Origin of the sequence: Halovibrio salipaludis (genome assembly GCF_002286965.1) — a bacterium.
Classification (GTDB): domain Bacteria; phylum Pseudomonadota; class Gammaproteobacteria; order Pseudomonadales; family Oleiphilaceae; genus Halospina; species Halospina salipaludis.
The window spans coordinates 760,223-773,242 of the sequence record NZ_NSKD01000001.1; the positions used below are offsets into that span (position 1 = coordinate 760,223).

Here is a 13,020-nt window from a genome sequence, read left to right on the forward strand (position 1 = left end):
AGGGCAGACGCCGACCATGGATTTTTTCAACCGACACGACGGCGAGCTCTACGCCGAATCCGTACCGGTAAGCCGGATTGCTGCGGCTCACGGCACGCCCTGCTACATCTACTCAAGGGCCACACTGGAGCGCCATTTTCACGCCTATGACCGGGCGCTGGCGGGGATGCCCCATCGCATCTGCTATGCGGTGAAGGCCAACAGCAACCTGTCGGTGCTCAATGTGCTGGCCCGGCTGGGTGCCGGTTTCGACATTGTTTCCGGTGGCGAGCTCGAGCGCGTGATCCGGGCCGGTGGCGACCCCGGAGCGACCGTTTTCTCGGGCGTGGGCAAGCAGCGCTGGGAGATCGAGCGCGCCCTGGAGGCCGGGGTGCGTTGCTTCAACGTGGAGTCCGACTTCGAGCTGGCCATGATCAGCGAGGTAGCCTCGGAGCGCGGCCGGATCGCGCCGGTGTCGGTGCGCGTGAACCCGGACGTGGATGCCGGGACGCACCCGTACATCTCCACCGGCCTTAAGGAGAACAAGTTCGGCGTCGAGATTGAGCAGGCGCGGGTCCTTTACCGCCGGGCGGCGGAGATGCCCGGCCTTGAGGTGGTGGGTGCGGACTGTCACATCGGCTCGCAGCTGCAGAGCCTGGATCCGTTGATGGACGCGCTGGAGCGGATGCTGGCCCTGATCGACGCCCTCGCCGAAGACGGCATCGCCATCCAGCACCTGGATATGGGCGGGGGTCTTGGCGTGCCCTATGGTGACGAGCAGCCTCCCAGCCCGGGCGCTTACGGGGAGGCTCTGAAGGAGCGCCTGGCCGGCCGGGACCTGGAGCTGCTGCTGGAGCCCGGGCGTTCCATTGCTGCCAATGCCGGGATCATGGTGACCCGCGTGGAGGGCATCAAGGGCGGTGATGAACACCGGTTCGCCATTGTGGATGGCGCCATGAATGATCTGATCCGGCCGTCGTTGTATTCCGCCTGGCAGCGGATTGAGGCGGTGACCGACCAAAGTGGTATCCAGCCGGCCGTCTACGATGTGGTGGGGCCGGTCTGCGAGACAGGGGATTTCCTGGGCAAGCAGCGCGAGCTGGCCATTGAGGCGGGCGATCTGCTTGCCGTGCGCTCGGCTGGCGCCTACGGTTTTGTCATGAGTTCAAACTACAATACCCGCAACCGGCCACCGGAGCTCCTCGTTGACGGGGCGGATGTGCACCTGGTGCGCCGGCGGGAGACACTGGAGGAACAGCTGGCACCGGAAATACCGCTGCCGGAGCTGGGTTCATGAGTGGTGATGGGCGCCGGGGGCGTGGCGGCTGGCTGCGCTTTACCAAGATGCACGGGCTTGGCAACGACTTCATGGTGGTGGATGCCATCACCCAGCCGGTGCAGCTTGAGGCCGGCCAGATCCGGTCAATGGCGGACCGTCATCTGGGTGTGGGCTTTGATCAGCTGCTGATGGTGGAGCCCCCGGAGCGCCCGGACGTGGACTTCCGCTATCGCATCTTCAATGCGGACGGCTCCGAGGTGGAGCAGTGCGGCAACGGGGCCCGGTGTTTCGCGCGGTTCGTGCGCGACCAGCAGCTGACCCGCCAGCACCGGATACGGGTGCAGACGGCCACCGGCATCATGACCCTGGAGGTTACGAAGAAGGGGCTGGTGCGCGTGGATATGGGGGTTCCGGAGCTGGCGCCAGCGGCCATCCCGTTCGCGGCGGACGAACAGGCGGTGACCTATCCGATCTCGGTGGACGGCCAGGAGCTGAGCATTTCCACGGTGTCCATGGGCAACCCCCATGGTGTGGTGGTGGTGGACGATGTGGACACAGCCCCTGTTGAGAGCCTGGGCCCGCTGATTGAGGCCCATCCGCGTTTTCCGGCACGGGCCAACGCCGGCTTCATGCAGGTGGTGGCGCCGGACCGGATCCGGCTGCGGGTGTTCGAGCGCGGTGTGGGCGAAACCCGGGCCTGTGGCAGTGGCGCCTGTGCCGCGGTTGTGGCCGGGCGGCTGCGTGGGCTGCTGTCCGAGCGCGTCACAGTGGAGCTGCTCGGCGGTCCCCTGACCATTTCGTGGCCGGGGGATGGGGCAGCTGTTACGATGGAAGGGCCCGCCACGCGGGTCTTCGAGGGGCGGATCAAGCCACCCGGTGACGGACGCCGCTCCCGTCAGGGTGGTGGTCGCCCGCAGAACAACAGGAAAAAGAAGGGTAATGCATGACAGACCCGACAGCGGAACCGGCAACCGCCGGGGTTTCCGAAGCCGATGTGGCTGAGTACCTGGAGGCCAATCCGGATTTCTTCGAGCGTCATGAACATCTCCTGCAGAAGCTGACACTTCCCCATGACAGCGGTCAGGCGATCTCGCTGGTGGAGCGCCAGGTGCATCTGTTCCGCGAGCAGCGGGACGCCCTGCGTGAGGAACTGTCCGGCCTGATCGGCATTGCCCGGCAGAATGACCAGCTGTTCACGCGCAGCAAGCGCCTGCTCATGGCGCTGCTGGATGCCCGCTCAGTGGAGGAAGTGGCAGCGGTACTGGATGAAACCATCCGCGGGGAGTTCCAGCTCCAGAGTGCGAGCCTGACAGTGCTTACCGATGGCGAGCCGCCTTCCCAGTGCGGTGCTGTGCGCTATCTGGAACGGGAGAAGGCCCGGGAGGTGTTTGGCGACGTGCTGGATGAAAGCCAGCCGCTGTTCGGCAGGCTGCGTGACAGCCACCGTGAGGCACTGTTCTCCGCGCCGGAACGGGTGGGCTCGGCTGCGGTGATCCCGGTGCGCCGGGATGAGTGCGTCGGCCTGATCGCCATTGCCAGTGAGGACGAAGGGTATTTCCACAGCAGCATGGGGTCGCTGTTCATGACCTACATCAGCGATACCCTTGGCCGGCTGCTTCCGCCGCTGCTGGCGCCGGAAGGCCGGATTGCCATGCCCGATGCGGAAGCCGGCCACTGACCCATCACCCCGGGAGTTCCAGCATGGCGTCCACTGATGATGGATACGCGGAACGGGTCCAGGCGGCTGAGGAGCTGCCAGAGCCGGTGCAGCGTTTTCTGCGCTACATGGCCTCGGAGAAACGCAGCGCCTGGCGGACCTGCGAACACTACGGCCGGGATCTGCGCAGGCTCTACCAGTGGTGCGACAATCAGGAGCGCGACCCGGTTGCCCTTAACCAGGCCGAACTCCGTCGCTATGTGGCCGGCCTGGCCCGCGAGGGGCGTTCCGGTCGCACGATTGCTCGCCATCTTTCCGCCATCCGGCGGTTCTACGGGTTCCTCATCCGTGAGGGACTGGTCGCCGATAACCCAGCCCTCGACATCCGTCCGCCACGCAACCAGCGTCCGCTGCCCGGCGTGATGGACGTGGACCAGCTGCACCATCTGCTGGAACAGTCGCCGGAGGACCCTCTGGAGATGCGGGATCTGGCCATGATCGAGCTGATGTACTCCTCAGGGCTGCGGCTGGCGGAGCTGGTGGCACTGGATGAATCCGACGTGGATCGCCGTGATGCCAGCGTCCGGGTGACCGGCAAGGGCGGCAAGACCCGCATCGTGCCCGTTGGTCGCGCTGCCCTGGCGGCACTGGACCGCTGGCTGGAACAGCGCCAGGCACTGGCGGTGGCCAGTGAGCCGGCGGTATTCGTCAGCCGCAGAGGGCAGCGCATCCATCGCCGCACGGTGCAGGCCCGCCTGCGGCGCTGGGGGCAGCGCTGCCACGCGGACCAGGGCCTGCATCCGCATCTGATGCGTCATTCCTTCGCCAGCCACATGCTGGAATCCAGTGGTGACCTGCGGGCCGTACAGGAACTACTGGGGCATTCGGATATAGCCACCACACAGATCTATACTCACCTGGATTTCCAGCATCTGGCCCAGGTGTATGACAGCGCGCATCCGCGTGCGCGACGGCGCAGAGCCGGTGACCGCGGAGCCAGGACGGAGCAGGGGCGGCATGAGTGACCAGGACTGGCGGCAGAAGTATCTGGCCGCGCTGGAGCAGCATGAGCAGGATGAACAGCAATGGCAGCAGCGCCAGAACAGCCTTCAGCGGCTTCTGGTCCGTGTCTCGCTGGTTGCCGAAGGGCAGGACGGCGAACTGGACCGGCTGCTTGGCGAGCTGCGGGAGCTGGCCCGTGAAGGCGACCCTGATGCCGGCGCCCTTCGGCGCCTCCAGGATACGCTGGAAACGCACGTTTCCGGCTTCGACGAGGAACGTCAGGCGGTTGTCAGCCGCCTCCAGGACGCGCTGCAGCACCTGATCGATCCGCTGCGTTCACGGGCGGGGCGCAAGGAGCGCCGGCAGCTCAGGGCGCTGGAGCGCACGCCGGCAGACACTGTTGGGCGCTTCAATGCACTACCCGGGATTCTGGAGCAGCTGGCGGAACTCCAGCAGCAGGTTCTTTCCGGGTCCGGGGACGCACAGAAGCGCGGCTCGTTCTGGCAGCGGGTTCTTGGTGGCAGAGCTGACGTCAGGGAAGAGGCGGCTGAAGCAGACTCTCCGGACAGTAACGCTGACGAGCCGGAGGCCAGTGAGCTGGCTGCCGGGCTCGATCTGGACAGCGGTGAGCCCCGGGCCGACGATGAGCAGTTCCGCAACCTCTGTGCCCGGCTTCTGCAGCTTCTGCGCCATATCCAGCAACATATCCCGCTTCCGGAACCGGCCCAGGAACGGATTGAAATCCTTCTGGAAAGGGTCCGTGCAAGCGAAAACTGGGGCCAGATCCAGGCGGTTCTGGATGAGGTTGTGCACCTGGTTGTGGCGGCCGTGGGCCGGGGGCAGCGGGAGTTTGAACAGTTCCTGGCAGGTCTTGACCAGCGGCTGGTGCGGTTGCGCACCCAGTTCGAGACGGGGGCACTGGACTTCGGTCACTGGCAGGAAGTGTCCGAAGCCTTCGACCAGCGCATTGACCGGGAACTGGATGAGATGGGCAGCAGCGCGCTGGGAGCGACTGAGCTCAGCGGGCTGCAGCAGGCGGTTCGTGATCACGTTGACCGCCTCAATGCCACGCTGACGGAGTACCGCGAGGCTGAGACGAAGCGCGAACAGGCCCTGCGGGAGCAGGTTCAGGATCTTCAGGAAAAGGTGACCGCCATGGAGGCCGAGTCCCGGGAAGCGCAGAAGGAACTCAGACAGGAGCGGGAGCGGGCGGCTACCGATATGCTGACCCAGCTGCCCAACCGCGAGGCGCTGGAGGAACGGCTGGACCAGGAATACCGGCGCTGGCACCGCTATCGCGAGCCAACGAGTCTGGCCATCATCGACATCGACTGGTTCAAGGGCATCAACGACACCTACGGCCACCTGGCCGGCGACAAGGTCCTGCAGCTTCTGGCCCGCTCCCTGCGGGAGAACCTGCGTGAGACGGATTACATCGCGCGCTACGGTGGCGAGGAGTTCATCATCCTGCTGCCGGCAACGCCGCTGGAGACCGCGGTTTCCGTGCTGGATAAGCTGCGTGAGCGGATCCAGTCGCTGCCGTTCCATTTCCGGCATGAACGGGTCGAGGTGACCTTCTCCGGCGGCGTTACCGGCTTCATGGAGGTCGATGGGCCGCACCAGCTGCTGGATATGGCGGACCGTGCCCTGTACCGCGCCAAGGCGCAGGGCCGTAACCGTGTGCTGCCCGCTGACGAACAGGACAAACGCTCGGGAGGGGAGCGCTGATGCGGCTGTTGGTGGTTCTGACGGTGGTACTGGCGCTGGTCATCCCGGTGGCCGGGCATGCCATTCCGTTCCCGGCGAGCGATAACCTGCCCGAACTCAGTGTGGACCAGAAGCTCTGGCTGCAGGACAAGGAGCGTATCCGCCTGGGCATTCCCTCGGGCCGTCCGCCGCTGGCCTATCGTAATGAATTCGGTCGGGTCCTGGGCACCGAATCCGGCTATGCCCGGCTTCTTGAGCGCAAGCTGGGGACCCGTGTGGAAATGGTTGGCGGCAACCCCCTGCTTCTTGAACGCATGCTGGCCCAGGGCCAGATTGACGCGATCAGCATGCGCTTCGCCAATCGCTCAACCGGCGAGTACCGGTTCACCCGCCCCTATATGCAGGTGCGCTACGGCATCTATGCACGCCGGGATAACGCCAGCATCAGCCGGCTTGGCAGCCTGGAAGATAAGCGCGTGGTCTTTCTGGACGGCGACCGTTACCCGTTCCAGCTCCTCGATCGCATCCCCTCGTTCACGCCCCTGGCAGCACTGACGCTGAGTGAGGCCATGGACATGCTGCGCAGCGAGGAAGCGGATGCACTGCTCGCTCCCGTTCCGGTGGGGGATCAGTATCTTGAGAACAACGATCTGCGCGTCATCCAGAGGGTGCAGGTCATGGAGGAACGCCCCCTGCCCATGTCCTACGCCGTCCCCTTCGAGGAGGGGAAGTTGCGGGGCATTCTGGATGCGGCCATTGATTCGATGACCACCCTGGAGCACCGCAATATCCAGGGCGCCTGGATCGGCCATGAGGAGATTTTCGGGGACACTGAGGAAGAGGTGGTGCTCACTGCCAGCGAACGCCAGTGGCTGGAGGACAACCCGGAACTGAAAGTGGCCATGCGCACCGGCTGGCCCCCGGTTGAGTTCCGGGGCGAGAGCGAGCTGGAAGGCGTGATCCCCGATCTCCTGTCACTGATCGAGGCGGAGCTGGATTACGAGTTTGAACGGGTGCCGGTTCCCTCCGGCGAGACGGTGGATTCGATGCTCGCTGACGGGACAGTGGACGTGGTACCCGCGCTTCCACGCACACCGGATCGCCAGGACGAGCACCTGTTCACGCGCAGCTACCTCAGTCTGCCGGTGGCGATCGTGGTGCGCGATGACCACAGGTTCGTGGGCGATCTCTCCGAGCTTGATGACGGCGATCGGGTTGGCGTGGTCCAGGGTATGGCCGCCGGGGAGTATCTCAACCGCCACCACTCGGCCCTGGATGTCACGGAAGTCACCTCCATCGAGCAGGGCCTGCGCCGGGTGGCCAATAACGAGCTGGACGTGATGATCACCCATATCCCCGGTGTGAGCTACAACATCTCCCGGCTCGGTCTGGATAATCTCAGGATCACCAGTATCGCGCCCTTCCAGTACGATCTGCGGCTGGCCGTACAGGCGGAACACCCGGAACTGGTGGGGATTCTGGGTAAGGCACTGAGCCGCATTGACCGCTCGGCCCTGGACAAGGTCTACAACCGCTGGATCAAGCTCGACGTGGAACAGCAGGCGGACTACACCGTGGTCCGTCGGGTGGGGATCATCGCCCTGCTGGTGCTGGCGGCTTTCTTCTACTGGAACCGTAAGCTCTCCCGGGAAGTGGGTGAACGGGTGCGTTCCGAACAGGCCCTGAAGCGCAGCGAGGAGGAGCTGCTCGATGCCAAGCAGCGGGCCGAGGATCTGGCGGATCAGGCCGAGGAGGCGAACCGCGCCAAGAGCGAGTTCCTGGCCAACATGTCCCATGAGATCCGGACCCCCATGAACGCCGTCATCGGCTATACGGAGCTGCTTGAGCGCACCATCACTGACGAGCGCCAGCGCGGCTACCTGGAGTCCATCAAGGCCGGCAGCCGCAGCCTGCTGACGCTGATCAACGACATCCTGGACCTGTCACGCGTGGAGGCGGGCAAGATGCGGCTCGAATACGGGCCGCTGGATCTGGGGCGGCTGCTGGAGGACGTGCGCCATATCTTCACGATCCGGGCGCGCGAGAAAGGGCTGGAACTGGTCTTTGAAATGGACGAGAACATGCCGCCGGTGATGGTTCTGGATGAGACCCGCCTGCGCCAGGTGCTGTTCAACCTGGTGGGGAATGCCATCAAGTTCACCGATCATGGTGAGGTCCGGGTGCGTGTGGCCTGGAAGGAGAGCGAAGCGCCGGAGCTGTGCATCGAGGTGGTCGACACCGGCATCGGCATTCCCGAGGAGCAGCAGGAGCGGATCTTTGAGGCCTTTGAGCAGCAGGCCGGGCAGAGCAGCCGGCTTTACGGCGGCACCGGTCTGGGGCTGGCGATCAGCCGCAAGCTGGTCGAGATGATGAACGGTGAGCTCAGCGTGCGCAGCCAGCCCGGTGAGGGCACGACCTTCCGCGTGCATCTGCGTGATGTGGAAACAGCGCTGGCCGCACCGGATGTGAATGATGAGACGCTGGCGGTACGTTATCGCTTCAGTTGCAGCCGGGTCCTGATCGTGGATGACAACCCGGTGAACCGTCAGCTGGTGCGGGATGTGCTTGAGCCCGAAGGACTCGCGGTGGAAGAGGCTGAGAATGGTGTTCAGGCGCTGGAGAAGGCGCGTGCTTCCCGTCCGGATCTGGTGCTGATGGATATCCGCATGCCTGAGATGGACGGGTTTGCGGCGCTTCGGGCCTTTGGCGAGGATCGCAAGCTCAGTGATATCCCGATCGTGGCGCTTACTGCCTCGGTCATGACCAGCGAAGCCGCGCGCATCCGCGAGGCCGGATTTGATGGCTATCTGCACAAACCCGTGAGCCGGGAGATCCTGCTCGGGGAGTTGGCGGATTACCTCACCCATGAACGCATTGATCTGGAGCAGACGGATGAGGGGAGTGAGCCGGAGAATCTGACAGCCTGGAGCGACCTCAGCGAGGAGCAGCAGAAGCGGGTCATGCGGGCGCTGCGTTATTCCCTGATCCCGCAGGCCACGTCGCTGGTCGACAGCGGCGACCCGGAGGCACTCCAGGCGTTTGCCGAAGACCTACAGGCGCAGGCGCGGGACCAGGGTGTTGAGGAGCTGGTGGCCTTTGCCAGCCAGCTGGCGGAGGCCGTTGCCGGCTTTGAGCTGGACCGGGTGCAGCAGCTGCTGGAACAGTTCGCGGGGGAAGCCTTCCTGCCGGAACCGGAGTAGGACTGTTCAGAGGCAGTCGTACTGGTATTGGCGGTCGAAGGCGACGGACACCATATGCACGCCCCGCCGGGACAGGTCTTCCACCAGATCACGGTTGGTCAGTATGCGGCTGCAGATGTGATGGATGCGCTCCTGGCGCTGCTCGCGGCGGCTGAGGTTGTCGCCCTCAAAGTCCAGAAGCAGATAGGTCTTGGGGTGTCCATCCTCGGGGACGGTGGCATGCTCGTAGCCTTCGTAGCTGGCATTTACCTGCTTCAGGGTCGAGGCCAGGCGGTCCTCGAGACGCTCGCTGGCGCCAGCCGTCGCAGCCGGGGTGAGCAGCAGCGTGGTTGCCAGAACGGTGAACCAGTATCCTGTTGAAACTCGCAGCATCATCGCATTCAACGTAACAGAACGTAACGGATGTATTATCCTAGGCTGTTCCGGATAATGCAGCCGGTTTGACAGTTTTTTAATATTCCAGTGCTCGCTCTGCTACAGGGCTCACAGGCGTCATGTGCGCTATGCTGTGAAACAGACGCAGGCAAACAACGGGCAAACGCTATGTATCAACTGGTGTTTCGCGGGGAGTGGGAAGCAGGCCTTGACGAACAGTCGGCGCGGGAACGGGCCAGGGGGCTGTTCAAGGCCAATGATGCCCAGCTGGAGAAGATGTTCTCCGGTGAGCGCGTGGTGATCAGGAACCGGCTTGATGAGGCCACGGCGCACAAGTATCAGGCCGCCATGAAGAAGAACGGGCTGGTGGCGCATATTGAGCCCATGCAGCAGGCCGGGACGGCGGAGCAGCCGGAAGCCCGCTCGGATGAGGGCCGTGACCCATCGCCTTCAGGCAGTGATGTGGCGGTGGAACCGGGTGACCGGCTGCCGGTGGCGGGCGAGAAGGTGGATTCCATTCTGGCCGGCTCTGATCTCAGCCTGGGTGCTCCGGGCGAGCAGCTGGGGGACACGCGGGAGGAACCGGAACCCGTGTTCGAGCACCTGGATGAATGGTCGGTGGCACCGCCCGGGGAGGATCTCGGAGCCGGGGAGGAGAAGCCGGAGCCGCCGGCGCCGGATGTTTCCCATCTGTCATTGGCGGATAACTCCTGAGTTCCGGATTTTGAGAGGGTCGTGGTCAGAGGAGGAAGGCTTTATCATGAGCACTACCTTTCTGGTTGATATACAGAAATTTCTGAGGTGGTAGAGAGAACTATGGCAGACTCCATGATGGTGCCCGTCTCCTTCGGAGAGGTACTGGATAAGATTACGATCCTCGAGATCAAGTCGGAACGCATCAGCGATCCCTCCAAGGTTGCAAATGTTCGGAGAGAGCTCGATGACCTGAGCAGGGCATGGCAGGAAACGGTTGACGCCGGCCTTGTCGCTCCTCAACGGGATCAGCTTAAACGGATTAACGAAGAGCTCTGGGAGATTGAGGATGGCATACGGGAGCAGGAGGCTGCTGGTGACTTCGGGGAGCGGTTTATCGAGCTGGCAAGGGCCGTCTATTTCACCAATGACCGTCGTGCTGCTGTAAAAAAGGACGTTAATGAAGCACTGGGCTCACGCTATGTGGAAGAGAAGTCCTATCAGGATTACGCCCGTAAGTGAGTCTGAGAGGTTCTTCTGTTGCCAGAGCCGTTAACGTTCAGGGACCAAGCGGCGGAAGCACTGGTGGCGGCTCCACACGCCAGTTCTTTCCGTTGGGAATGGTTCGATCCTGCTTGGTGGGGGCATTGCGCACGCCCGGTTGATGATGGTGGGCGGGGTAGTGCCTGGTTCATCGATGCGGAACCTGGAATGGTACTGCGCCGATATCAGCGTGGCGGGGCTGTCGCCAGAGTATCCCGTTCTTCCTACCTGTACATGGGCCGGCGTCGTGTGCGTTCGGTGGCCGAGTTCCAGGTTCTGATGCGTGCCTTGGAGCTGGGTCTGCCCGTGCCCCAGCCCATCGCGGCGGGCGTCTGGTGGAAGGGAGTGTTGAGCTACCAGGCCTCGTTGTTGACGGAGCGCCTTCAAGGGGTGCAGTCCCTTGGTCAGCTTGTCGGGACACTGAAGTGGTCGCGCTGGCAGGCAGTGGGCAGGACCATCCGGCGTTTTCATGAGGCTGGGATATGCCATGCGGACCTTAATTGCTTCAACGTGCTTCTTTCTGGTGGCTCTGTCTATCTCATTGACTTTGATAAAGGCGCTTTCAGGGATCCCGCTGCAAAAGGCTGGAGGAACCGGAATCTGAAGCGGCTCCACCGTTCACTCAAAAAGGTTGTCTGGCCGGAGCATGGCCAGACGGGCCCTGAACAGGCCTGGGAGGCACTGCTGGAAGGCTATCTTGAGTCAACAGAGACTGGAGTGGAAGGGAGCCGGTAAGACATGATCGATCCCCACGGCATTGAGTACTGGCTGGTGCGCCTGCGCAACCGGATCAGTCTACGGTTGGCCCGGAAAGGTGACCGGGAGCATCCCAGGGTGTTTATCATGGGGCATCCGCACACGGCTACCACGGTACTCGCCAGGCTGTTTGAAGCTAATGGCTATAACAGCCAGCATACCTCCCGGCGGTGGCGTACGGACGCTCACGAGTGTTTTGCGGACCGGGGTAATTACCAGCCCCTGGACCTGCTCAGGGCCACCTATCCGAACAGCATGTTCATTCTGAATACCAGGCCCAGCCTTCACTACGTGCGTAACCGGTTGGATCGCCAAGTGCGCAAGCGTTTGCGAAAAGGGCGTAACCGCCCTCGTTTCTCAGAGCGATTCATTCGGGGTGAGATTCTGCGGCACAATGCTTTTCTTCTGGAATTTGCCGAGGCTTCCCGTGGTAGGGACGACTTTCTGGTTTTCAATATTGAAAGCCCGGGTGGGTTTCAGTTCATGGCGGATTGGATGGGACTGGAGGGCGCCCCAGAAGCACGCCCCTATTCGGGGGGGCGTTATCTGAGCGATGAGGAATCCTCACTTATTGATCAAGCCTATGAGTCACTTGGAGTTGCGGGAGAACGTCTCAATCCATTTGTGATTCCAGATCTTGTGCCGCCGGAAAGTCGCAAAAACCTCGCAGCCTTTCTGGAGGAGCATCGCGATCGGATTCGCTTATAGGGCACACCGCTCACACCTCATAGCGTTCCGCCATCCACTGGTCCAACTTCGCGGTTACATCCGCTGTTTCAATGAAGGCCATGGCGCCCTCATATTCCGCTTTAGCACCCCATGGAGCGGTTTCTGGCGTTTTGCCCGTAAAATGGTCCAGCGCCTGAGGGTAGCGATTAACGCACCACTCTAGCGAATTGTAGGGGCCTGAGCGATGGGGGTTGGAACCGGCATAGAGCCCAAGTACATCGGTGCCCATCGCGTTCGCGATGTGCGCCGGACCGGTGTCCGGGGAGACCACGAGGTTCGCGGCTTCAAGCAGTGCTGCAAGCTGTTTGAGGGTATCCTGGCCGACCAGATTTAGCGGAGTTTCTGTCATCCGGCGCTCAATGGCGCTGATGAACGCGGCTTCCTGCTCCGCGGGGCTTCCAACCAGAATAACGCGGGCTCCATAACGCTTGATGGCGTAGTCGGCCAATGCCGCATAGCGCTCGGGGAGCCAGTTACGCAGCGGATGGCTGGCGTATGGGCTGATGACGATGTTCGGACCGCTCTCTGCGATATGCTGTCGTGCCCATTCACGGTCTGATGAGCTCAGAGGCAATTGCCAACGTGCTGGTGCTGGCTCCAAGCCCAGTGGTTCCAGAAAGCTGGCTAGACAGTCCCTAACGTGCTGGCGAGGTGCGGTAGGGATGCGGCGGTTGATGAACAGCGAATGGAGGTCCTTGCTGCGGGCTCGGTCATAGCCGATTCTGAGTCGGGCTGGCACGAGGGCTGCAGCAAGGTTGGCCCGCATTGCAACCTGCATGTGCAGGAGCGCGTCAAATTGGCGGCCCCTGAGTTTCTGGAAGAGCTCGCGATAACCATGAAGACCGGCTTTTTTATCGAACGTGATGAATTCCACGCCAGGAAGGTCACCCACGAGTTTGGCCTCCGTGCGCCCGATAACCCAGGTGAGCTGGGTGCCGGGAAGTTGTTCCTGGAGGCTGAGGATCACCGGAATAACGTGCGTCACGTCACCAATGGCGGAAAGTCGCAGTATGCAGATTGCGTTCAAGATGGGCCTGCCAAATGGGGTTCGGTTCATTCAGGATGTGGCGTATATTATGCGGTCTGAAACGTCGGGAATA

12 protein-coding genes are annotated in these 13,020 nt (G+C 62.8%); 10 read left to right on the top strand and 2 right to left on the bottom strand.

All coding sequences use genetic code 11. The features are described 5' to 3' along the window. Positions 1-16: 16 nt before the first annotated feature. The 6 genes from lysA to CK501_RS03730 are packed head-to-tail and all read left to right on the top strand — an operon-like array spanning position 17 to position 8,824. Positions 17-1,276 (top strand): diaminopimelate decarboxylase, encoded by a 1,260-nt coding sequence (gene lysA, locus CK501_RS03705; RefSeq protein WP_095616355.1) that lies wholly within the window; start codon positions 17-19, stop codon positions 1,274-1,276. Beyond that, positions 1,273-2,205, top strand: coding sequence for a diaminopimelate epimerase (gene dapF, locus CK501_RS03710; protein ID WP_095616356.1), 933 nt, complete (start codon positions 1,273-1,275; stop codon positions 2,203-2,205). Before lysA ends, dapF begins: the two co-directional genes overlap by 4 nt. Then, positions 2,202-2,936: a DUF484 family protein gene (locus CK501_RS03715; protein WP_095616357.1), complete on the top strand. Its 735-nt coding sequence runs from the start codon at positions 2,202-2,204 to the stop codon at positions 2,934-2,936. The genes dapF and CK501_RS03715 overlap by 4 nt, the downstream gene beginning before the upstream one ends. Positions 2,937-2,959: 23 nt before the next feature. Further along, positions 2,960-3,940 carry a tyrosine recombinase XerC gene (gene xerC, locus CK501_RS03720; RefSeq protein WP_095616358.1) on the top strand — a complete coding sequence of 327 codons (981 nt, stop codon included), beginning with the start codon at positions 2,960-2,962 and terminating at the stop codon, positions 3,938-3,940. Next, on the top strand, positions 3,933-5,645 hold the full coding sequence (locus CK501_RS03725) for a GGDEF domain-containing protein (protein ID WP_143421376.1): 1,713 nt from the start codon (positions 3,933-3,935) through the stop codon (positions 5,643-5,645). Before xerC ends, CK501_RS03725 begins: the two co-directional genes overlap by 8 nt. After that, positions 5,645-8,824, top strand: a complete 3,180-nt coding sequence (locus CK501_RS03730) for an ATP-binding protein (protein WP_095616360.1) — start codon at positions 5,645-5,647, stop codon at positions 8,822-8,824. Before CK501_RS03725 ends, CK501_RS03730 begins: the two co-directional genes overlap by 1 nt. A 6-nt stretch (positions 8,825-8,830) precedes the next feature. Here the strand turns inward: CK501_RS03730 and CK501_RS03735 are convergent, their stop codons facing one another. Then, the gene (locus CK501_RS03735) at positions 8,831-9,199 is read right to left on the bottom strand and encodes a hypothetical protein (RefSeq protein ID WP_095616361.1); all 369 of its coding nucleotides are present in this window, start codon (positions 9,197-9,199) and stop codon (positions 8,831-8,833) included. Between the two features lie 168 nt (positions 9,200-9,367). Between CK501_RS03735 and CK501_RS03740 the strand changes: the two genes are divergently transcribed. From CK501_RS03740 to CK501_RS03755, 4 genes are all read left to right on the top strand, one after another. Next, complete coding sequence (locus tag CK501_RS03740) at positions 9,368-9,913, top strand: hypothetical protein (protein WP_095616362.1); 546 nt, start codon at positions 9,368-9,370, stop codon at positions 9,911-9,913. A gap of 102 nt (positions 9,914-10,015) precedes the next feature. After that, positions 10,016-10,414, top strand: coding sequence for a DUF6165 family protein (locus tag CK501_RS03745; protein WP_095616363.1), 399 nt, complete (start codon positions 10,016-10,018; stop codon positions 10,412-10,414). An 18-nt stretch (positions 10,415-10,432) separates the two neighbouring features. After that, entirely contained in the window at positions 10,433-11,170 is a 738-nt protein-coding gene (locus CK501_RS03750) for a 3-deoxy-D-manno-octulosonic acid kinase (protein ID WP_269844180.1), read from the top strand. A gap of 3 nt (positions 11,171-11,173) precedes the next feature. Continuing rightward, complete coding sequence (locus CK501_RS03755) at positions 11,174-11,899, top strand: hypothetical protein (RefSeq protein WP_095616365.1); 726 nt, start codon at positions 11,174-11,176, stop codon at positions 11,897-11,899. 10 nt (positions 11,900-11,909) lie between these two features. Here CK501_RS03755 and CK501_RS03760 read toward each other — a convergent pair whose 3' ends face one another. Then, a complete protein-coding gene (locus CK501_RS03760) occupies positions 11,910-12,947 on the bottom strand; it encodes a glycosyltransferase family 9 protein (RefSeq protein ID WP_095616366.1) in 1,038 nt (345 codons plus the stop codon). Positions 12,948-13,020 lie beyond the last annotated feature (73 nt).

Bases quoted from the DNA above. Each gene is read 5' to 3' on its own strand.
- lysA (WP_095616355.1), top strand. From the start codon at position 17: ATGGATTTTTTCAACCGACACGACGGCGAGCTCTACGCCGAATCCGTA.
- dapF (WP_095616356.1), top strand. From the start codon at position 1,273: ATGAGTGGTGATGGGCGCCGGGGGCGTGGCGGCTGGCTGCGCTTTACC.
- CK501_RS03715 (WP_095616357.1), top strand. From the start codon at position 2,202: ATGACAGACCCGACAGCGGAACCGGCAACCGCCGGGGTTTCCGAAGCC.
- xerC (WP_095616358.1), top strand. From the start codon at position 2,960: ATGGCGTCCACTGATGATGGATACGCGGAACGGGTCCAGGCGGCTGAG.
- CK501_RS03725 (WP_143421376.1), top strand. From the start codon at position 3,933: ATGAGTGACCAGGACTGGCGGCAGAAGTATCTGGCCGCGCTGGAGCAG.
- CK501_RS03730 (WP_095616360.1), top strand. From the start codon at position 5,645: ATGCGGCTGTTGGTGGTTCTGACGGTGGTACTGGCGCTGGTCATCCCG.
- CK501_RS03735 (WP_095616361.1), bottom strand. From the start codon at position 9,199: ATGATGCTGCGAGTTTCAACAGGATACTGGTTCACCGTTCTGGCAACC.
- CK501_RS03740 (WP_095616362.1), top strand. From the start codon at position 9,368: ATGTATCAACTGGTGTTTCGCGGGGAGTGGGAAGCAGGCCTTGACGAA.
- CK501_RS03745 (WP_095616363.1), top strand. From the start codon at position 10,016: ATGGCAGACTCCATGATGGTGCCCGTCTCCTTCGGAGAGGTACTGGAT.
- CK501_RS03755 (WP_095616365.1), top strand. From the start codon at position 11,174: ATGATCGATCCCCACGGCATTGAGTACTGGCTGGTGCGCCTGCGCAAC.